17 protein-coding genes are annotated in these 20,200 nt (G+C 72.7%); 9 read left to right on the top strand and 8 right to left on the bottom strand.

The window, feature by feature from the left end; translation table 11 throughout:
• Positions 1-90: 90 nt before the first annotated feature.
• From ACA511_RS28625 to ACA511_RS28605, 5 genes are all read left to right on the top strand, one after another.
• Positions 91-1,026, top strand: a complete 936-nt coding sequence (locus ACA511_RS28625) for a RecB family exonuclease (protein ID WP_375027728.1) — start codon at positions 91-93, stop codon at positions 1,024-1,026.
• Positions 1,027-1,169: 143 nt separating this feature from the next.
• Positions 1,170-2,393, top strand: coding sequence for a sensor histidine kinase (locus tag ACA511_RS28620; protein ID WP_375027727.1), 1,224 nt, complete (start codon positions 1,170-1,172; stop codon positions 2,391-2,393).
• A gap of 129 nt (positions 2,394-2,522) precedes the next feature.
• Complete coding sequence (locus ACA511_RS28615; protein ID WP_375027726.1) at positions 2,523-3,203, top strand: response regulator; 681 nt, start codon at positions 2,523-2,525, stop codon at positions 3,201-3,203.
• Positions 3,204-3,500: 297 nt separating this feature from the next.
• Positions 3,501-4,331 (top strand): ABC transporter ATP-binding protein, encoded by an 831-nt coding sequence (locus tag ACA511_RS28610; RefSeq protein WP_375027725.1) that lies wholly within the window; start codon positions 3,501-3,503, stop codon positions 4,329-4,331.
• Complete coding sequence (locus ACA511_RS28605) at positions 4,328-6,829, top strand: ABC transporter permease (protein ID WP_375027724.1); 2,502 nt, start codon at positions 4,328-4,330, stop codon at positions 6,827-6,829. Before ACA511_RS28610 ends, ACA511_RS28605 begins: the two co-directional genes overlap by 4 nt.
• Positions 6,830-6,993: 164 nt before the next feature.
• Here the strand turns inward: ACA511_RS28605 and ACA511_RS28600 are convergent, their stop codons facing one another.
• From ACA511_RS28600 to ACA511_RS28570, 7 genes are all read right to left on the bottom strand, one after another.
• A complete protein-coding gene (locus tag ACA511_RS28600) occupies positions 6,994-8,061 on the bottom strand; it encodes an ABC transporter ATP-binding protein (protein WP_375028078.1) in 1,068 nt (355 codons plus the stop codon).
• 119 nt (positions 8,062-8,180) lie between these two features.
• Positions 8,181-9,248 (bottom strand): ABC transporter ATP-binding protein, encoded by a 1,068-nt coding sequence (locus ACA511_RS28595; RefSeq protein ID WP_375027723.1) that lies wholly within the window; start codon positions 9,246-9,248, stop codon positions 8,181-8,183.
• On the bottom strand, positions 9,248-10,261 hold the full coding sequence (locus ACA511_RS28590; protein ID WP_375027722.1) for an ABC transporter permease: 1,014 nt from the start codon (positions 10,259-10,261) through the stop codon (positions 9,248-9,250). Before ACA511_RS28590 ends, ACA511_RS28595 begins: the two co-directional genes overlap by 1 nt.
• Positions 10,262-10,363: 102 nt before the next feature.
• On the bottom strand, positions 10,364-12,121 hold the full coding sequence (locus ACA511_RS28585; protein WP_375027721.1) for an ABC transporter substrate-binding protein: 1,758 nt from the start codon (positions 12,119-12,121) through the stop codon (positions 10,364-10,366).
• Positions 12,122-12,174: 53 nt separating this feature from the next.
• Entirely contained in the window at positions 12,175-13,167 is a 993-nt protein-coding gene (locus tag ACA511_RS28580) for an ABC transporter permease (protein WP_375027720.1), read from the bottom strand.
• Positions 13,168-13,616: 449 nt separating this feature from the next.
• Positions 13,617-14,042 carry a hypothetical protein gene (locus ACA511_RS28575; protein ID WP_375027719.1) on the bottom strand — a complete coding sequence of 142 codons (426 nt, stop codon included), beginning with the start codon at positions 14,040-14,042 and terminating at the stop codon, positions 13,617-13,619.
• Between the two features lie 144 nt (positions 14,043-14,186).
• The gene (locus ACA511_RS28570; RefSeq protein ID WP_375027718.1) at positions 14,187-14,891 is read right to left on the bottom strand and encodes an HAD family hydrolase; all 705 of its coding nucleotides are present in this window, start codon (positions 14,889-14,891) and stop codon (positions 14,187-14,189) included.
• A gap of 233 nt (positions 14,892-15,124) precedes the next feature.
• Between ACA511_RS28570 and ACA511_RS28565 the strand changes: the two genes are divergently transcribed.
• The 4 genes from ACA511_RS28565 to ACA511_RS28550 all read left to right on the top strand — a co-directional run bounded on the left by ACA511_RS28565 (position 15,125) and on the right by ACA511_RS28550 (position 18,894).
• Complete coding sequence (locus ACA511_RS28565; RefSeq protein WP_375027717.1) at positions 15,125-15,586, top strand: universal stress protein; 462 nt, start codon at positions 15,125-15,127, stop codon at positions 15,584-15,586.
• A 230-nt stretch (positions 15,587-15,816) separates the two neighbouring features.
• A complete protein-coding gene (locus tag ACA511_RS28560) occupies positions 15,817-16,671 on the top strand; it encodes a PAC2 family protein (protein WP_375027716.1) in 855 nt (284 codons plus the stop codon).
• 105 nt (positions 16,672-16,776) lie between these two features.
• Entirely contained in the window at positions 16,777-17,310 is a 534-nt protein-coding gene (locus ACA511_RS28555; RefSeq protein WP_375027715.1) for a TrmH family RNA methyltransferase, read from the top strand.
• Positions 17,311-17,349: 39 nt separating this feature from the next.
• Positions 17,350-18,894 carry a serine/threonine-protein kinase gene (locus ACA511_RS28550; RefSeq protein WP_375027714.1) on the top strand — a complete coding sequence of 515 codons (1,545 nt, stop codon included), beginning with the start codon at positions 17,350-17,352 and terminating at the stop codon, positions 18,892-18,894.
• Between the two features lie 10 nt (positions 18,895-18,904).
• Here the strand turns inward: ACA511_RS28550 and mshC are convergent, their stop codons facing one another.
• A complete protein-coding gene (gene mshC / locus ACA511_RS28545; protein WP_375027713.1) occupies positions 18,905-20,134 on the bottom strand; it encodes a cysteine--1-D-myo-inosityl 2-amino-2-deoxy-alpha-D-glucopyranoside ligase in 1,230 nt (409 codons plus the stop codon).
• Between the last annotated feature and the right edge of the window lie 66 nt (positions 20,135-20,200).

The following is a 20,200-nucleotide window of genomic DNA, read 5'->3' as shown; positions in this document are numbered from 1 at the left end:
GTTGCGTCGCCGGTGGGCGCGGGGAGGGGGCGGGCCGGGCGGGGGCGGGTGCGGGATTTTCGTCGGTGGTGTCGCCTAGTGTGCTGTGCCATGACGACGACCGAGGCGGGTAGTGAGGCGTCCGTTCCGTCTGCGGGCGGTGGCGGCGGGGGCGTGGGGGATGTCGCGGTGGTGGGGTCGTTGTCGCCGTCCCGCGCGGGCGATTTCATGACGTGTCCGCTGTTGTACCGGTTTCGAGTGATCGATCGGATTCCGGAGCGTCCGAGTGCGACGGCGGCGCGGGGGACGCTGGTGCACGCGGTGCTGGAGCGGCTGTTCGACCTGCCGACGGGGACGCGGACCCCGGCGGCGGCGCTGGAGATGCTGGGGCCGGAGTGGGAGCGGCTGCTGGCGGCGGAGCCGGAGCTGGCGGAGCTGTTCGCGGCTGGGGAGGCCGGGGAGGCAGAGCGGGCGGAGTGGCTGGCGCAGGCGCGGCGGATGGTGGAGCGGTACTTCACGCTGGAGGACCCGCGGCGGCTGGAGCCGGCGGAGCGGGAGCTGTTCGTGGAGACGGTGCTCGACTCGGGGCTGAAGCTGCGCGGCTACATCGACCGGGTGGACGTGGCGCCGAGCGGCGACGTCCGGATCGTGGACTACAAGACGGGGACGGCGCCGCGGGCGGACTTCGAGGCGCGCGCGCTGTTCCAGATGAAGTTCTACGCGCTGGTGGTGTGGCGGTTGCGGGGCCGGGTGCCGCGCCTTCTGCAGCTGATGTACCTGGGCAATGGCGAGGTCCTGCGGTACGAGCCGGACGAGGCCGACCTGCGGGCCGTGCAGCGGAAGGTGGAGGCGCTGTGGGAGGCGATCCGGCGGGCGATGGACTCGGGCGAGTGGCGGCCGCGGCCGGGCCGGCTGTGCGACTGGTGTGACCACAAGGAGCGGTGCCCGGAGTTCGGGGGCACTCCCCCGCCGCTGCCGGCTGCGCCGGTGCGCCGCCCGTCGCCGGCGGACCTGGAGGGCCGGGCGCGGGAGCACGGGGACCTGTAGGCGCGGGAGCGCGGGGGTCCTGGAGGTTCGCGAAGCCCCTGCTGCGCCGCTCGCGGGGGTGTCGCGGGCTCATCCTTGGGGATGACGGCGGATCCGCGTTCAGGAGGGCTCAGGGCCTGCCACGACCTCCTAGGGTGAGTGTCGTGTCACCCCGCATCCGTGGTCTTCACGCCGCCCGTGCCTGGCTGCAGGCACGCCCGCAGGCGGCCGACGCGCTGCTCGCGGTCGGGCTGCTGCTGGTGGGGCTGCCGCAGCTGTTCCTGCAGGAGCTTCCGGAGGGCGGGGGCTACGAGGAGTTCCGGACGCCGGACGCCTGGAACGGGCTGCTGGTCGTCGCGGTGACGATGGCGCTGGCGTGGCGGCGCGGCCATCCGCTGCCGGTGCTGCTGTACATCATCGGCGGTGAGCTGGTGATGGCGGTGCTGCACTATCCGCCGGCGGTGCCGGACGTGGTGGCGTTCCTGATCGCGGTCTACAGCGTGGCGGCGCATCGGGGGCTGGCGCAGAGCGCGCTCGGCGGGCTGGTCGGGTTCGTGTACTTCCTGGCGTACCTGCTGGTGCTGCCGGTGTCGTCGGAGCCGCTGGTGATCGTCACCGATTGCGCGCTGGTGATCGGCGTGTGGATGCTGGGCCGGAACCTGCGGCTGCGGCGGGCGTACTTCGCGGAGCTGGAGGACCGGGCGGCGCGGCTGGAGCGGGCGCGGGGCACGGACGCGCGGGCGGCGCGGATCGAGGAGCGGTCGCGGATCGCGCGGGAGCTGCACGACGTGGTGGCGCACCATGTGAGCGTGATGACGGTGCAGGCGGGGGCGGCGCGGCGGATCATCGACCGGGATCCGGGGAGCGCGCGGGAGGCGATGTCGACGATCGAGGAGGTCGGGCGGACGGCGCTGAGCGAGATGCGGCGGATCGTGGGGGTGCTGCGGACGGACCGGGACGCCGAGCAGGCGGGCCGGGAGCTGGCGCCGCAGCCGGGTCTGGGCGATCTCGGGGAGCTGCTCGACCATGTGCGGGAGACGGGGCTGTCGGTGCAGCTATGGATCGAGGGCGAGGCGCGGTCGCCGTCGCCGGGGGTGGACGTGGCGGCGTTCCGGCTGATCCAGGAGGCGCTGACGAACACGCTGAAGCACGCGGGCCCGCAGGCGCGGGCGTGGGTGCGGCTGTACTACGGCGACGACGATCTGACGGTGGAGATCGAGGACGACGGGCGCGGGACGGCGACGTTCATGGCCGACAACGGGGACAATCCGGGTCATGGGCTGGTCGGCATGTACGAGCGTGTGGCGCTGTACGGTGGCGAGTTGAGGATCGGGCCGCGGGTCGGCGGCGGGTTCGGTGTGCGGGCCCGTTTCCCGCTGGAGGCGTGAGCCGCCGGGGGCCGGACGAGGTCCGGCCGCGGGCCGGACGGGCGGCGTGCGGCGGCAGGTCAGGAGTGTCGTGAGGCGAGGAGCGGGGACGATGGAGCGGTCTGGGCGGCACTGCGCAGGGGTGACGCGATGACGACGGTGCGGGTGCTGCTCGTCGACGATCAGCCGCTGCTGCGGACGGGGTTCCGGCTGATCCTGGAGGCGGAGGCCGAGATCGCGGTGGTCGGCGAGGCCGGGGACGGCGCGGCGGCGGTGGAGATGACGCGGTCGCTGCTGCCGGACGTGGTGCTGATGGACATCCGGATGCCGGGGGTGGACGGCATCGAGGCGACCCGGCGGATCATCCGGGAGGGTGCGGCGTCCCATGATCCGAAGGTGCTGATCCTGACGACGTTCGACCTGGACGAGTACGTGATCGAGGCGGTGCGGGCGGGGGCGAGCGGGTTCCTGCTGAAGGACTCGCCGCCGGAGGACCTGGTGCAGGCGATCCGGATCGTGGCGGAGGGCGACGCGATCGTCGCGCCGTCGGTGACGCGGCGGCTGCTGGACAAGTTCGCGACGCGGCTGCCGGCGGTGCGCGACCAGACGCCGCCGCCGGGGCTGGACACGCTGACCGCGCGGGAGCGCGAGGTGCTGGCGCATGTGGCGCGCGGGCAGTCGAACGCGGAGATCGCGGCGGAGCTGGTGGTGAGCGAGACGACCGTGAAGACGCATGTGGGGAACGTGCTGGCGAAGCTGGGCCTGCGGGACCGCGTGCAGGCGGTCGTGTACGCGTACGAGACGGGTCTGAGCAGGCCGGGGCAGAGCTGACGCCTCCGGCGCGGCGACCGGGCGTCCCCCGGCGCGGTCCCGTGTCGGAGGCGGTGTGGCGGGCCGGGCCCCGGCCGGTTTCAGGGTCGGTCCCTGAGTCGCCCCCGGTGTTCGGCGGGCGGGGTCTACTCCCGTAGGACGACGGGGGGCGGGCGTCTCCTGCCACGGGTGGACCGGCAAGTCCGTTCCTGGGGTGCATCCATCGGGTTCGCCGGGCTTCTAGTGTTCTGGGTGTCGGATCGCCGGGGGCTCGGCGCGGTCCGGCGCCCTTTCACCACTCACACACGGGAGTCTCCAGTGACGAACACCGCCCCTTCGACCGCCGGCGCGCAGTCCGCGCCCGGGGCGGGCGACTTCGCCGCACGGACCCAGCAGATCGCGAAGGTGTACGGGCGCGGCGACGCCCAGGTCGTCGCGCTCGACGGGGTCACGGTCGGCATTCCCCGCGGCCGGTTCACCGCGATCATGGGCCCGTCGGGGTCGGGGAAGTCGACCCTGATGCACTGCATGGCGGGCCTGGACTCGGTGGACTCCGGGCAGGTGTTCGTCGGCGGCACCGAGTTGACGGCGCTGAAGGACAAGCAGCTGACGCGGCTGCGGCGCGACAAGATCGGGTTCATCTTCCAGGCGTTCAACCTGGTGCCGACGCTGACGGCGCTGGAGAACATCACGCTGCCGATGGACATCGCGGGCCGCAGGGCCGACAGGGCGTGGCTGGACGAGGTGATCGACACGGTGGGGCTGCGGCCGCGGCTGAAGCACCGCCCGTCCGAGCTGTCGGGCGGGCAGCAGCAGCGGGTGGCGTGCGCGCGGGCGCTGGCGTCCCGGCCGGAGATCATCTTCGCGGACGAGCCGACGGGGAACCTGGACTCGCGGTCCGGCGCCGAGGTGCTGGGGTTCCTGCGGGACTCGGTGCGGCGGATGGGCCAGACGATCGTGATGGTCACCCATGACCCGTCCGCGGCGGCGTACGCCGACCAGGTGCTGTTCCTGTCCGACGGGCAGATCGTCGACACGATGACGGAGCCGACCGCCGAGCGGGTGCTGGAGCGGATGAAGGGCTTCGACTCCGGCGGCCACAACACGCGTCCCGCGGGCGCGCCGGAATCCGGGGTGTCGGCGCGATGATGGGCAAGGTCACGCTCCGCAATCTCGCGGCGCACAAGATCAGGCTGGTGCTGACGGCCGTCGCGGTGATCCTCGGCGTGGCGTTCGTGGCCGGCACGCTGATCTTCACCGACAGCATGAACAAGCAGTTCGACTCGCTGTTCAGCCGGATCGGCTCGAACGTGGCCGTGGACGTGCGGGCCAAGCAGGTGGTGGGCGGCGGCGACGACGGCACGGCGGCGCAGCCGGTGCCCGAGACCGTCCTGAAGGCGCTGCGGGGCGTCGAGGGCGTGCGGGACCCGAAGGGCAACGTCAACGGGTACGCGGCGGTCGTCGGCAAGGACGGCAAGGTCGTGGGGACCGCGCAGAACGGGCCGCCGCAGATCGGGGCGAACTGGACGGCGGGCGGGTCGTACGACCTGGCGTCCGGCCGCGCGCCGCAGGGGCCGGGCGAGGTCGTCATCGACGCGAAGACCGCGGAGAAGGGCGGGCTCGCCGTCGGGGACGCCACGCAGGTCCTCACCGCGGGGGCGCCCGCCCGCATGACGGTCGTGGGCCTGGTCGACACGGGGAACCTGATGGGCGCGACGCTCACCGCGTTCGACACGCCGACGGCGCAGAAGCTGATGCTGAAGCCGGGCTACTTCAGCGACATCGAGATGGGCTCCGCGGGGCCGTCCGAGCAGGAGCTGCGCGACCGGGTCGCGAAGGTGCTCCCGCAGGGCGTCGAGGCCGTCACCGGGGAGAAGCTGCGCGAGGAGTCCAAGAGCGACATCGCGCAGATGATGAGCTTCTTCCGGACGTTCCTGCTGGTGTTCGCGCTGATCTCGATCTTCGTCGGGGCGTTCATCATCTTCAACACGTTCTCGATGCTGGTGGCGCAGCGGACGCGTGAGCTGGCGCTGCTGCGCGCGATCGGCGCGGGCCGCGGGCAGGTCACGCGGGCGGTGATCGGCGAGGCCGTCGCGGTCGGCGCGGTCGGGTCCACGCTGGGCCTCGCGGCGGGTGCGGGGCTGGCGTCGCTGCTGCAGTCGCAGATGGGCGACGCGGGGCAGGGCGGCCTGACGTTCACCGCGACGCCGGTGATCTGGTCGTACGTGGTCGGGATCGTGGTGACGGTCGTGTCGGCGTACTTCCCGGCGCGGCGCGCCGCGAAGATCCCGCCGGTGGCGGCGATGCGCGACGACGTGGCGCTGCCGCAGCGGTCGCTGCGGATCCGGATCGCGCTCGGGTCGCTGCTCACGCTCGCCGGCGCGGGCCTGATCGGCGTCGGGCTGGCGGGCGGCGGCGACAATCCGGCGGTCCCGGTCGGCGCGGGCGCGTTCGCGGTGTTCGTGGGCGTCGCGATGCTCGCCCCGGTGATCAGCGTCCCGGTGATGAAGGTGCTCGGCGCGCCGTTCGCGCGGCTGATGGGCTCCCCCGGCCGGCTGGCGCGGCAGAACGCGCTGCGCAACCCGCGCCGCACCGCGGCGACGGCCGCGGCGCTGATGATCGGCCTGGCGCTGATCACCACGGTGAACGTGCTGGGCGCGACGATGCGGGCGTCGCTCGACGAGCAGGTGGACGCGCAGTTCGGCGCGGACTACCTGGTGCAGTCGCAGGGCGCCGGGGGCGTGAACGCCGAGGCGCAGCAGCGGATCAAGGCCGCGCCGGGGGTGGTGGCGGCGTCGCCCACCTACGACGCGAAGGCCGAGATCAAGGGCGAGGACGTCCACTACACGGCGGGCGACCTGCCGACGCTGGCGAAGGCGGCCCGGCTGAAGATGGTGTCGGGCTCCGCGGCCGGCGGCCCGTCCTCGATCATGGTCGACGAGGACACCGCGAAGGACCAGGGCTGGAAGGTCGGGACGCCGGTGCCCGTCACGTTCGCCGACGGCCGGGCCGAGCAGCTGACGCTGAGCGGCGTGTACACCAAGAGCGACCTGATCGGGCCGCGGCTGGTCTCCCAGCAGGCGCACCTGCGGCACACGGTGCGGCCGACGGTCGGGGTCATGGTGGTGGACACGGCGGCGGCGGACCCCGCGACGAAGTCGGCGCTGGAGTCGGCGGTGAAGGCGTACCCGAACCTGGAGGTCGCCGACCAGGCGACGCTGAAGGACGACGCCCGCAAGCAGGTCGACGGGTTCGTGACGTTCCTGACCATCCTGCTGATCATGTCGGTGATCATCGCGGCGGTCGGGGTGGTGAACACGCTGGCGCTGTCGGTGATCGAGCGGACCCGGGAGATCGGGCTGCTGCGCGCGATCGGGATCTCCCGGCGGCAGCTGCGCCGCATGATCCGGCTGGAGTCGATCATGATCGCGGTGTTCGGTGCGCTGCTGGGCATGGGCATCGGGGTGGCGTTCGGCGCGGCGCTGCAGAACGCGCTGGCCGACCAGGGCCTCGGCGTCCTCGCCGTCCCGTACGGGACGCTGGCGGTGTACCTGGTGGTGGCCGGGGTGATCGGTGTGCTGGCGGCGCTGTGGCCGGCGTGGCGGGCGGGGCGCATGGACGTCCTGAAGGCCATCTCGACCGAGTAGCGGCCACGGGCCCCCGGTGCGGGGCCAGAGAAGAAGGACCCGGCCCCCTCCGCGTGGAGGGGGCCGGGTCCTTCTCTCGTGCGGGAGGCCGCGCCGGGGGGAAGGCCGGCGGCGGCGCGTTCCGCTCGTCCGCGGGGCGGGCCGGCCCGCGCCGCGGGACGGGGTCAGTCCGCCGCGGGCCCGGGGTCGCCGGCGGGGGCGGCCTCGGCCGCGGTCGTGCCGGGCGCCACCGCGGCCTTGGCGACCGCGTCGGTGGCGCTGACCGTGGTGTTCTCCGGGAAGTGGCAGGCGGCCTGGTGGCCGGGGCTGAGCTCGATCAGCGGCGGCTCGACCTGCTTGCAGATGTCCTGCGCCTTCCAGCAGCGGGTGTGGAACCGGCAGGCGGGCGGCGGGTCGATCGGGCTCGGCACGTCGCCCTGCAGCCGGATCCGCGTGCGCTGGTCGCGCTCGCTCGGGTCCGGGATGGGCACCGCCGACAGCAGCGCGTTGGTGTAGGGGTGCATGGGCCGCTGGTACAGGTCCGCGCGGTCGGCGATCTCGACGATCTTGCCGAGGTACATGACGGCGACGCGGTCGGAGATGTGCCGGACGACCGACAGGTCGTGCGCGATGACCACGTAGGTGAGGTCGAGCTCGTCCTGCAGGTCCTCCAGCAGGTTGACGACCTGCGCCTGCACCGACACGTCCAGCGCCGACACCGGCTCGTCCGCGATGATCAGCTTCGGCTTGAGGGCGAGGGTGCGGGCGATCCCGATGCGCTGCCGCTGCCCGCCGGAGAACTCGTGCGGGTAGCGGTTGTAGTGCTCGGGGTTGAGGCCGACGAGTTCCAGGATCTCCTGGACGGCCTTCTTGACGCCCTGCTTGGCCTCGATGTTCTGCAGCCGGAACGGGGCCCCGACGATCGCGCCGACGGTCTTGCGCGGGTTCAGCGACGAGTACGGGTCCTGGAAGATCATCTGGAGGTCGCGGCGGAGCGGCCGGAGCCGGCCCTGCGACATCGTGGTGATGTCGTGCCCCTCGAAGGTGATCTTCCCGAAGCTGGGGTCCAGCAGCCGCATGATCATGCGGCCGGTGGTGGACTTGCCGCAGCCGGACTCCCCCACCAGCCCGAGCGTCTCGCCCTTGCGGACGGAGAAGGACACGCCGTCGACGGCCTTCACCGCCGCGACCTGCCGGCGCAGCAGCCCGGCGGTGATGGGGAAGTGCTTGCCGAGGTTCTCCACCTCCAGCAGCGGCTCGCCGTCCGCGGGGCGCTTCGGCGCGGGGCCGGTCTCCGCGGCCGGGTTCTCGGCCGGGGCCTGGCCGGCCGGGGTCTTCGATGTGCTCACAGTCTCGTTCCCACCCGTGCTCGTCACAGCTTCGGCCGGATCTCGTCGTTCCAGATCTCCCGCTTCTTGGCGAGCGGGAGGTGGCACGCCGCCTTGTGGCCCGGCTCGACCTCGACCAGCTCCGGCCGGACGGTCGTGCTCTTGTCGCCGTTGAGGTCCTTGTAGGGGCAGCGCGGATGGAACGCGCACCCGGACGGGACGTTGATCAGGCTCGGCGGCGATCCCTTGATCGGCAGCAGCCGCTCGGTGCGCTCCCGGTCCAGCCGCGGCATCGACCCGAGCAGCCCCCACGTGTAGGGGTGCAGCGGCCGGTGGAAGGCGTCGTCGACGGAGGCGTACTCCACGGCGCGGCCCGCGTACATGACCAGGATGTCGTCCGACAGCTCCGCGACCACCCCGAGATCGTGGGTGATCATGATGACGGCGGAGTTGAACTCCTCCTGCAGGTCGCGGATCAGGTCCAGGATCTGCGCCTGGACGGTCACGTCCAGCGCCGTCGTCGGCTCGTCGGCGATCAGCAGTTCGGGGTCGCAGGACAGCGCCATCGCGATCATGGCGCGCTGCCGCATGCCGCCGGAGAACTGGTGCGGGTAGTCGTCGACCCGCTTGTCCGGCTTGGGGATGCCGACCCGGCCGAGCATGTCGATGGCGTGCTTGCGCGCCACCTGCTTGGACACGTCGTTGTGGACGCGGTACGCCTCGATGATCTGCTTGCCGACCGTGTAGAACGGGTGCATCGCCGACAGCGGGTCCTGGAAGATCATCGCCATGTCGCGGCCGCGGAGCCGGCGCACCTCGGTCTGCGAGGCGTTCACCAGCTCCTTGCCGTTCAGCCAGATCTCGCCGGACACCCTGGCATTGCGCTTGTTGTGCAGGCCGAGGACGCCGAGGCTGGTCACGCTCTTGCCCGAGCCGGACTCGCCGACGATGCCGAGCGTGCGGCCGCGCTCCAGCTGGAACGACAGGCCGTCCACCGACTTCACCAGGCCGTCGTCGGTCGGGAAGTGGATCTTCAGGTCGCGGACGTCGAGGAACGCGGTGGGGGCCTCGCCGGTGCCCGCGGTGTCCGCGGCGGGCGCGGTGCCGGTCATCAGCTCAGCCTCACTCTCGGGTCGACGACGGCGTACAGCAGGTCGACGATCAGGTTGATCACGACGATCGAACCCGCCGTGATCAGCGTGATGCCGAGCACCATGGGCAGGTCGCCGCCGTTGATCGAGCTGATCGCGAGCTGGCCCAGACCGGGGATGCCGAAGGTGTTCTCGGTCAGCACCGCTCCGCCGAGCAGCAGGCCGAGGTCGAGGCCGAAGATGGTGAGGATCGGCGTCAGCGACGCGCGCAGCGCGTGCTTGGTGACGACGGTCCTCTCCGGGAGCCCCTTGGCGCGGGCGGTGCGGATGTAGTCCTCGTTCATCGTCTCCAGCATGCCCGCTCTCGTGAGCCGCGCGTACATCGCCGCGTAAAGGAAGGCGAGCGTGACCCACGGCAGGACCAGCGACTGGAACCAGGTGACCGGGTTCTCGGTGATGCCCAGGTAGCTGCCGCCGCCCGGGAAGATCTTCAGCGTGTAGGAGAACAGCGCGAGGGAGACCAGGCCGGTGAAGTAGATGGGCAGCGACACCCCGCTCAACGCGATGATCATCGCGGTGCGGTCCCAGAGCGAGCCCCTGCGCAGCGCCGAGACCACGCCGGTGGCGATGCCGCCGACGAGCCAGATGACGGCGGCGCCCAGGGCGAGCGACGCGGTCGCCGGAGCCCGGTCGAGCAGCGTCTCCAGCACCGGCTGGCTGCTGCGGTAGGAGTAGCCGAGGCAGGGCGCCGGGCAGTGGTCGGTCACGGGGCCGGCCTTGTAGTCCTTGCCGACCACGATGGCCTTCACGTAGTTCCCGTACTGCACCACGATCGGCTTGTCGAGGCCGAGCCGCTCCTTGGTGTCCTGGATGGCGTCGGCCGTCGGAGCCTTGCCGACGTAGCCGGCCGCGATCTGGTCGGTGGTCTGTCCCGCCAGCTTCGGCAGTCCGAAGAAGATGCCGAAGGTCACCAGGCTGACCAGCAGCATCATGAGGACGGCACCGATGAGGCGCCGAATGATGTATGCGAACACATTCCTCGGCCCCACCCGCCGGCCGGGACGACCTGTAGGCCGTCCCGGCCGGCGGGCGTCGCCTTCACCTGCCTTCTGATGAACGCACGGACGAACGGATGGTTACTCCACGCCCATGTTCAGGTAGTCGTACATACCGCCGTAGGCGTAGGTGATCCCGGCGTTGGTGACGCGCTTCGGCCGGTACATCAGGGCCTTGGCGTACACCAGGGGCACCTCCGCGGCGGTCCCCATGACCAGCTTGTCGATCTCGCCGTACGCCTTCGTGCGCGCCGCCTTGTCGGTGTTCGCGATGGCGTCGTCGAGCGCCTTGTTGATCGCCGGGTCGTCCAGCTCGGCCAGGTTGTTGCCGCCGGACGGCTTGATGGCGTCACCGTGGATGATCTGGGCGAGGAAGCCGTAGCCGGTCGGCCAGTCCGCCGCCCACGCCATGATCATCATGCCGATGCCGTGGTCGTGGACGTACTTCGGCACGCCGACGTACTTGTTGAAGTAGTCGCCGGCCGGGAACTGCACGATGTTGACCTTGATGCCGACCTTGGCCAGGCTCTGCTGGATGGCCTGCGCCATCGCGACTTCCTTCGGCCGGTCGGAACGGGCCGTGATCTTGGTGCTGAAGCCGTTGGGCTGGCCGCAGGCCTTCAGCTCCTCCTTGGCCTTGGCGATCGTGGCCTCGTCGAGCCCGTTGCCGCCCGCGGCCTGCTTCTGCGGGTACAGGTCGAACTTGGCGTAGCCGTCCACCGACGGGGGCAGCACCGTGGTGGCGACGTCACCGCCGGCCAGCGGGCCTCCGTAGGCGGTCTGCGCGGCGACCTTGTCGGTCGCGTACTGCACGGCGATGCGGCAGTGGACGTTGTCCAGCGGCTTGACGTGCACGTTCAGCGACATGAAGCGCAGGAAGCCCTGGACGGGGTTGTCCACGTACGGCTTCTGCGTGTCGGTCAGCACCTTGGGCTGCGTGCCCGACTGGACGCCGACGCCGGTGATGTCCATGTCGACCGTGCCCGCGAGCAGGCGCTGGTCGATGTCGTCGGCGTTCTGCTTGAGCTGGAGCTCGATCTTGTCAGGCAGGGCCTTGCGGATCGGGTCCGTGCTCTGGTTCCAGTTCGGGTTCCGCGACAGCGCCATGGACTTGCCGCGCGTGTAGTCGTCGATCTTGTACGGACCGCTGGAGATGATCGCGGTCTCGTACTTGGTGCCGGTGTCCTTGGCCTTCGGCACCGGCATCGTCTGCGACATCGCGACCAGGTAGTCGAACTCCGAGAACGGCGTGTTCAGGTGGAACACGATCGTCTGGTCGTCGGGGGTCTCGATCGACTTCAGGCCCTCGTCGCTCTTGTCGTCGTAGGGGCCCTTGTACGCGGGCTTGTTGTCGACGAGGTACTGCTTGAAGTACTTCGGCCCGAGCTGCAGTTCCTTGGAGTAGTTGCTGCGCTCGACCGCGTACTTGACGTCCTTGGACGTGACGGTGCTGCCGTCGTCGTACTTGACGCCGGTGCGCAGCTTGTACGTCCAGGTCTTGCCGCCGTCGCTGGGCGTGCCCAGGTCGGTGGCGAGGTCCGGGACGACCTCCAGGCTCTCCTGGCCGGCGCCCGGCTTGAAGGTGGTGAGCCCCCGGCCGTACAGTCGCGCGAAGTTCTGCGAGAACGCGTAGTACGTGTTGCCCGGGTCCGGCGAGTCGAAGTCGTCGGAGTCGGCGAGCTTGAGCGTGCCGCCCTTCTTGTCCGACTTGTTGACGACCTCGTTGACGCCGGCGTTGTAGCCGGGTCCGCTTCCCGAGCTTCCCGACTCGCCGCCGCCGCAGGCGGCGAGTCCCGCGGCCGCGACCACCCCGGCCGCGAGGACCGCGATTGGTCTCATTTTGTTCATGTGCAGGCGCACCCCTTCAAATAGACGGGTCGAATGAACCCGAGTCACTTGGCCCGAGGGTCGAGAGCGTCCCGCAGCCCGTCACCGAACAGGTTGAAGGCGAGGACGGTGATGAAGATCGCCATACCGGGGATGATCATGTACATCGGGTCCGAGGAGTAGATCGGCACGGCGAGCGTGAGCATGCCGCCCCACGAGGGGGCCGGCGGGATCACGCCGACGCCGAGGAACGACAGCGCCGCCTCGAACAGGATGTTGGTCGGGATCAGCAGGGTCGAGTAGACCAGGATCGGCGCGACCAGGTTCGGCAGGACTTCCTTGAAGAGCACGTAGGAGTTGCGGGCCCCCATGCTGCGCGCGGCGTCGACGAACTCGCGCTCGCGCAGCGACAGGGTCTGGCCGCGGATGATGCGGCCGATGTAGGGCCAGTTGAAGAACCCGATGACCACGATCAGCACCGAGACGCGCAGGCCGTTGCCCGACAGCCCGAACGCGCCGTCGGACATGACGCCGACCAGCGCGATCGCGAACAGCAGAAGCGGGAACGCCAGGAAGGCGTCCATCGCGCGGCTGATGACGTAGTCGACCCAGCCGCCGAAGTAGCCGGCGGTGATGCCCAGCACGGTCCCGATGAACACCGACAGCAGCGTCGCCAGGAACGACACCAGCAGCGAGATCCGGGCGCCGTGCACGATGCGGGCCAGCATGTCGCGTCCGCTGCCCGGCTCGACGCCGAGCCAGTGGTCGCCGCTGATGCCCGAGTGCCAGAACCCCGTCTTCGGACGGTTGTAGGTCGGGTCGATCAGGTTCTGGTGGTAGGCGAGCGGGTCCTGCACGAAGTACGGGCCGAAGACGGCGACGAGGATGAGCAGGATCACCACTACGGCGCCGGTGAGCGCGACCTTGTCCCGCTTCAGCCTCATCCAGGCGATCTGACCGAGGGAGCGTCCCTGGATCTTCTTCCCGCCCATGCCGGCGAGCACCGATTCGGGCTGTGCCTCGGTGTCGGACCCGGTCACCTCAATGGGTGCGGCCACGCTCCATACCTCCTACCGTCCGGCCACTGGTTCGGCCATGCCGCCGGCGTCCGGCCGGCGGCCGCGGAGATCATCCGCTGCCCCCGTGCCCGTTACGCCGCGTTTGCTGAAGGGAAACGTAGTCCTTCGGCCACGACTGTCCATCCGTGGAGCGGGCTTCGCCAGTACCCGTATCTGACTTGTGATCTCGTCGTCATCTGGGGCACACGCACCCGCACACCGCTTCGGACAAATCGCCCGAATAGTACGTTCGCTACTACATGGACAGGCAACCCAAAGGCGGTCTAGACCGGCAAGCTTTACCGTACTGAGTCCGTTCTGAGACCGATTCTCCGCAGGTCAGCCCCTCCCAGCACAGAATACGACGGGCCGGGACGTCCCCGGTCACGGGGGACGTCCCGGCCCGCCGTGGCGCGTGCGCGGGACCGGTCAGGTCGAGTCAGGTCGGGTCAGGAGATGCCGCGGTCGCGAAGGATCTTCTCGATCTCCGCCAGCTCGGGGTCGGCGCCCTGCGCGGGCCCCCGCACGGCGCCCTTCGGCGCGGCGCCGCGGCCCGCGGACTTCCGGCCGCCCTCGCCGGCGGCCTTCCCGCCGCCCGGAGCCGCGTCCGCGCGGCGGCTCAGCATCGCCCCCGACGTCAGGTAGAGCAGCACCGCGAGGCCCGCCACTCCGACGCCCGCCCACTTCACCGGGCTGAACGCCAGGTCGACGAAGAACTCGGTCACCCCGGTCATCGCCGCCGCCAGCGGCACCAGCGACAGGGCGGCGCCGCGCATGCCGGTGCCGGCGCCCCGGCGGCGGTAGGCTCCCCAGCTGATCACCAGCCCGGCCAGGGTCACCCCGAGACTGATCGCGAATATGACTGCGTCGCTCATGCCGGCCCCTCACTCCGTACGGTGGCGCTTCCCTCCATGCTCACACGCCGGAGGGCGAACCTGCTCCTCCCGGCGGACGGTTTTACGGCCCGGCGGATCTCCTCCTCGGGCGTGACCCCTCCCCCGGGAACCACCCCGCGGGTATCAGGCCGGGGGTACCGCCGGCGGAGGCCAGGCCGCCTCCCCGGCGGCGAGGGAGCGCAGCCCCGCCACGTCCACCTCGCGCAGCGAGGCGACAACGGTGCGCCCCGGAGCGGCCGGGACCGGCAGGACGCCGGGGACGGCCACCGTCACGCAGCCCGCCGCCTCCGCCGCCGCGACGCCGTTCGGGGAGTCCTCCAGGACGACGCAGCGGGCCGGGTCCGCGCCCAGCCGCGCGGCGGCGGTCAGGTACGGCTCGGGGTCGGGCTTGGTGCGGGCGACCTCGTCGCCGGCGACGCTGAGCGCGAAGTGCTCGCGGCCGACGGCGTCGAGCACCGGCTCGATCAGCCGCCGGTGGCTGGAGGACACCAGCGCGGCCGGGACGCCGGCGGCGCGGACCCCGGCCAGCAGCTCCTTCGCGCCGGGCATCATCGGCACGCAGGCGGTGAGCCGCTCGGCCATGCCGTCCAGCATCCGCCGGCCGACCTCCGCCGGGTCGGCGGAGCTGCCGGTGAGCTCCAGCATGTAGTCGACGGCGATGGACAGGGAGCCGCCGACGAGGCGCTCCTGGTGGGCGGGGCTCCACTCACCGCCCAGCCACGCCATGACCTCGCTCTCGACCTCCAGCCAGACGCGCTCGGAGTCGATGAGGAGGCCGTCCATGTCGAACAGCACGGCCTGCAGGCCGCCGCGGGTCCCGGCGCTCATGCGCGGCGTTCGGGTCGCGGCCGATGCGGGGGGTGCGGTGTGGGGGTGCTCATGTAACCCCACCATAACCGCGGGATCGCGGACGGCTCACGGGCGCCCGCGCGCCCGGACGCCGCCCTGGGCGGGGCTCCGGCGCCCCGCTCCTCTTGGACGGTGTGTGCAAAGAGACGGTGACGGATGGGTCGACGGACCGATACCGTGCCAGCAGTGACTACTAACGGGTAAGGAACGGCATGAGCGCGTACCGCACCATTCTCGTCGGCACCGACGGCTCCGACTCCTCGTTCCGCGCGGTGGACCGCGCCGCGCAGCTGGCCGCCGCCACCGGCGCCACCCTCCTGCTGGCCTCCGCCTACAGCCCCATGCCCGAGCGGGAGCGCGCGAGCGCCGCCGACCGGCTCGGCGACCTCGCCTACAAGGTGCAGGGCTCCACGCCCGCCGACGACGCCCTGCGTGCGGCGCGGGAGCGGGCGGTCGCGGCGGGCGCCGGCGACATCGAGCAGCTCGCGGTGGAGGGCGACGCCGTCGACGTGATCTCCAAGCTGGCCAAGGAGCGCGGCGCGGAGCTCGTGGTGATCGGCAACCGGGGGCTGAACAGCCTGGCCGGGCGCATCCTCGGGTCCGTCCCGGCGAACCTGTCGCACCGGTCGCCGTGCGACGTGCTGATCGTGCACACCACCCCCCGCGGGAAGTGACCGGCCCCCGCCTCCGCGCGCCGCGCCGCCGCTCGAAGGACGGGCCTCGTCCGGACGAGGCCCGGCTTTCCGCTGCGGGCGTACCGGGGCGGGGGTCTGGCTCGTGGGGGGTGGGGTAGGTCACTGTCAGGACGTAGGCTGACAACCACCGATCATGAGCGGGGCCCCCGACCCCGGGAATGACGCCCCCGTCGGTGACGCTGTACCTGGGCGTCGGAAGGAGGCAGCGCGTGATCGAGCTCGAAAGCGTCCCGGAACTCGTCGATCCGGTGCTCGTGGCCGCCTTTGAGGGGTGGAACGACGCCGGGGAGGCCGCCAGCGGGGTGATCGCGCATCTGGAGTCGGCCTGGGAGGCGGTGCCGATCGCCGAACTCGATCCCGACGACTACTACGACTTCCAGGTCACCCGGCCGATCGTGGAGATGACCGACGGGGAGACCCGCGGCATCACGTGGCCGACGACCCGGGTGTCGTGGGCGCGGCTGCCGAGCGGCAAGGACGTCGTCCTGCTGCACGGGATCGAGCCGAACATGCGGTGGCGGTCGTTCTGCCGGGAGCTCGTCGGGCTGATGCTCGAACTGGAGATCCGCAACGTCGTCCTGCTGGGCGCGCTGCTGGCCGACGCCCCGCACACCCGGCCGGTGCCCGTCACCGGCGCAGCGTCGGAGGCCGGGCTGGTCAGCACGCTGCACCTCGAGCCGGCCCGCTACGAGGGCCCGACGGGCATCCTCGGCGTGCTGCAGGACGCGTGCGCGAAGGCCGACCTCGACACGGTGTCGCTGTGGGCGGCGGTGCCCCACTACGTCGCGCAGCCGCCGTCGCCGAAGGCCACGCTGGCGCTGCTGCGCCGCGTCGAGGACCTGCTGGACGTCACCGTCCCGCTCGGGGAGCTGCCGGAGGAGGCGCGCGCCTGGGAGCACGGCGTCAACGAGCTCGCCGAGGAGGACTCCGAGGTCGCCGAGTACGTCCGGACGCTGGAGGAGCAGAAGGACGCCACCGAGCTGCCGGAGGCCAGCGGCGACGCCATCGCCCGCGAGTTCGAGCGCTATCTGCGCCGCCGCGACCCGGGGCGCGGCCCCGCGTAGCGGCTACACTCGGTCGCGTTCGTCCCCCGGCGATGGCCCGCGCACGCCGCGAAGTGCGCCGATCATGATCTTCTCCCTCCCGAAGGGCGGCGGCGCCCCGCGCCGGTGAGCCGCCGGCCCGGCGGCCCGGCGATCCGGGTCCGGCCCCCGCGCGAGCTGCGCGGGCAGCGCCGCCGTCGCGCGCACCCCTGCTGGGACCATCTCGTCGTCGCGCCCCTGTGGCCGATGCACGGCGCCAACCTCGGGACGCTGCTGCGCACCTGCGACGCGGTCGGCGCCTGCATGGCCGTCCCGCGGTTCTCGTGGGTGCCGGACGCCCTGGAACGCGGCAACACGCTGCGGCGCCCGGCCTGCGTGCACTGGGTGAACGAGCCGCTCGGCTGGCTGGAGCGGCGGCGGGAGGCCGGGGCGCGGGTCGTCGGCGTGGAGCTCGCCGACGAGGCGGTGCGCCTCGCCGACCTGCCCGCCGCCCGCGTCCGGACGGTCGCCGTGCTGGGGCACGAGCGGACCGGGATCCCGGCGGATGCGCTCGACCTGCTCGACCTCGCCGTGGAGATCCCTATGGTGGGACATGGCAGCAGCTTGAACGTGGCCGTCGCCGGCTCGCTGGTGCTGTACAAGCTGGCGGGCCTGCTGTGACGGGCGGCCGCCGCCGACCCGGACGGAGGGAGCGAGGGTTTGCCGGACTCGCCGGACGCGCAGCCGCTGCGCGCGCAGGATCCGGCGCGGCTCGGGCGCTACCGGCTGCTCGGGCGGCTCGGTTCGGGCGCGCAGGGCACCGTGTACCTCGGGGAGGGCGCGGACGGGGAGCGCGTCGCGGTCAAGCTCCTGCGGGTCCAGTTCGAGGACGACGGCGCCGCGCGGGCCCGGTTCGTCCGCGAGGCGGAGGTCGCCAAGCAGGTCGCCCGGTTCTGCACCGCCCAGTTCCTCGACGCCGAGGTCGCCGGGGACGCCCCGTACCTGGTCAGCGAGTACGTGCCCGGCGAGGCGCTGAACCGGGCCGTGGCGCGGGACGGGCCGCTCGGCGGCGGGGCGCTGGACCGGCTCGCCGTCAGCACCGCCAGTGCGCTGACGGCCATCCACCGCGCCGGGGTCGTGCACCGCGACCTCAAGCCGCACAACGTCATGCTCGGCCCGGACGGCCCCCGCGTGATCGACTTCGGGCTGTCGCGCGTCCTGGACGCGGCCAGCGCCGTCAGCAGCCGCGCCGTCGGCACCCCCGCCTACATGGCGCCCGAGCAGGTGACCGGGGAGGACGTCGGCGCCGCCGCGGACGTGTTCGGCTGGGGCGCGACGATGACGTTCGCCGCGACCGGGCGGCCCCCGTTCGGGTCCGACTCCGTGACCGCGGTCATGTACCGCGTCCTGCACCTGGAGCCCGACCTCGGCGGCCTGGACGGCGAGCTGCGCGCGCTGGTCGCGGCGGCGCTGGCGAAGGACCCCGCGCGGCGGCCCACGGCGGCGCAGCTGCTGCTGCGGCTCGTCGGCCACGAGGACGCCTTCGACCCCGGCGCCGCCACCGCCGCCACCGGAACCGCCGTCGACGCCGGGGAGGGCGCCGGGGTCTCCCCCGCGCCCGCCGTCCCGGCGGCGGACGGCTCGGGAGGGCAGGGCACACTGCCGCCGGCGTCCACCGACCCGGGCGCGGCCGGGGGCGGCTCCGGCCGTCCGCGCGGCGGGAGGCGCCGCCTCGGGCGCGGGGTCGCCGCGGGTGCGGCGGCCGCCGCCGTCGCCGCGGCCGCCGGCGCCGGCGGGTACGCGCTGCTTGACCGGCCGGACGGCCCGGCCGGCGCGGGCCCGCCCGGCGGCGGGCGGGTGACCGCGCCCGGGACGGCGGGGAGCCGGGCGCCGTCGTCGGCGAGGCCCACCCGGTCGCGGCCGGGCGGATCGGCGACCGCCACCGCGCCGACTCCGAGCCGTCCGGGGCCCGGGCAGGGGACGCGGCCGGGCGGCGGCGACGGCCCGCCGCCGTCCGGCGACCCGCCGCCCGCGCCCGTCGTGCTCGGCGCGCCCTCCCCCGCCCGGTACTGCGGCGCCCGCGGCCGCGACGCCGAGTTCCGCGCCGGCGACTGGTACTGCGTCCCGCGCGGCGGCGACATCGGCGTCGACACCAAGATCTCGATGACGCTGGTGTGCTCGTCGCAGTACCGGCCGGACGCCGAGGCGCGGCTCCGCGGCGACGCGGGCACTCCGGCCGACTGGGACTGCTACGTCCTGCGGTGAGCCGCCCGGCTCACAGGGCGACGCCGAGGAGGGCGTCGGCGATGGCCGCGGCCTGGGCCGGGGCCCGCTCGTCGGCGCCGTCGCGGGCGGCCCAGGCGTCGACGGCGGCGAGGGCGGCCGGGGCGTCGAGGTCGCCGGCCAGGTGGTCGCGGACCGCGGCGGCCAGCGGCGCGGCGGGCGGGCCGGACGGCCGGGCGGCCGCGGCGCGCCAGCGGCCGAGACGCGCGGCGGCCTCGTCCAGCTCGCCCTGCGTCCACTCCCAGTCGGCGCGGTAGTGGTGGGCGAGCAGCGCCAGGCGGATCGCCATCGGGTCGGTGCCGGAGTCCCGCAGCTTCGACACGAACACCAGGTTGCCGCGCGACTTCGACATCTTCTCGCCGTCCAGGCCGACCATGCCGGCGTGGACGTAGGCACGGGCGTGCGGGCGCTCCCCGGTGGCGACCTGGGCGTGCGCGGCGCTCATCTCGTGGTGCGGGAAGGCGAGGTCGGAGCCGCCGCCCTCGACGTCGAACGCCATGCCGAGGTACTCGGCGGAGATCGCCGAGCACTCCACGTGCCAGCCGGGGCGGCCCTCGCCGAACGGGGAGGGCCAGCCGGGCTCGCCGGGGCGGCGCGCCATCCACAGCAGCGGGTCGAGCGGGTCGCGCTTGCCCGGGCGGTCGGGGTCGCCGCCGCGCTCGGCGAACAGCGGCGCCATGTCCGCGCGGGCGAGCCGGCTGACCCGCCCGAAGGACGGGTCGGCCGCGACCGGGAAGTAGACGTCGCCGTCGACGTGGTAGGCGGCGTCGCGGCCGCGCAGCTTCTCGATCATCTCGACGACGAGCGGGATGGCCTCGACCGCGCCGATGTAGCGGTCGGGCGGCAGGACCCGCAGCGCGGTCATGTCCTCGCGGAAGAGCTGGATCTCCCGGTCGGCGAGGGCGCGCCAGTCCTCGCCGGTCTGCCGGGCACGTTCCAGGAGCGGGTCGTCGACGTCGGTGGCGTTCTGCACGTAGCGGACCCGGTGGCCGAGGTCGCGCCAGACGCGGTTGACGAGGTCGAACGCCAGGTAGGTGTTGGCGTGGCCGATGTGGGTGGCGTCGTAGGGGGTGATGCCGCACACGTACATGCGGGCGGTGTCGCCGGGGGCGGTCGGACGCGCCGTGCCCGTCCCGGTGTCATGGAGGGCCAGCGGACGGTCGGCGGCGGGGAGGCCCGCGTCGGGCAGGCTGGGGACTTCGGAGGCGGGCCACGATCGCATACCGAAAGCTTATCCATGCGCAGCTCGCGGCATTACTCCGAGATCGCGGCAAGTGTCCCCCGCGCG

It is taken from the genome of Actinomadura sp. GTD37, from assembly GCF_041951365.1.
Taxonomy (GTDB): Bacteria; Actinomycetota; Actinomycetes; order Streptosporangiales; family Streptosporangiaceae; genus Spirillospora.
The sequence above is the reverse complement of the archived record's forward strand: the minus strand, read 5'-3'. Positions and strand labels throughout refer to the sequence as shown.

Coding starts and splice junctions, on each gene's coding strand:
- ACA511_RS28625 (WP_375027728.1), top strand. CDS start 91: ATGACGACGACCGAGGCGGGTAGTGAGGCGTCCGTTCCGTCTGCGGGC.
- mshC (WP_375027713.1), bottom strand. CDS start 20,134: ATGCGATCGTGGCCCGCCTCCGAAGTCCCCAGCCTGCCCGACGCGGGC.
- ACA511_RS28585 (WP_375027721.1), bottom strand. CDS start 12,121: ATGAGACCAATCGCGGTCCTCGCGGCCGGGGTGGTCGCGGCCGCGGGA.
- ACA511_RS28565 (WP_375027717.1), top strand. CDS start 15,125: ATGAGCGCGTACCGCACCATTCTCGTCGGCACCGACGGCTCCGACTCC.
- ACA511_RS28595 (WP_375027723.1), bottom strand. CDS start 9,248: ATGACCGGCACCGCGCCCGCCGCGGACACCGCGGGCACCGGCGAGGCC.
- ACA511_RS28570 (WP_375027718.1), bottom strand. CDS start 14,891: ATGAGCGCCGGGACCCGCGGCGGCCTGCAGGCCGTGCTGTTCGACATG.
- ACA511_RS28605 (WP_375027724.1), top strand. CDS start 4,328: ATGATGGGCAAGGTCACGCTCCGCAATCTCGCGGCGCACAAGATCAGG.
- ACA511_RS28615 (WP_375027726.1), top strand. CDS start 2,523: ATGACGACGGTGCGGGTGCTGCTCGTCGACGATCAGCCGCTGCTGCGG.
- ACA511_RS28575 (WP_375027719.1), bottom strand. CDS start 14,042: ATGAGCGACGCAGTCATATTCGCGATCAGTCTCGGGGTGACCCTGGCC.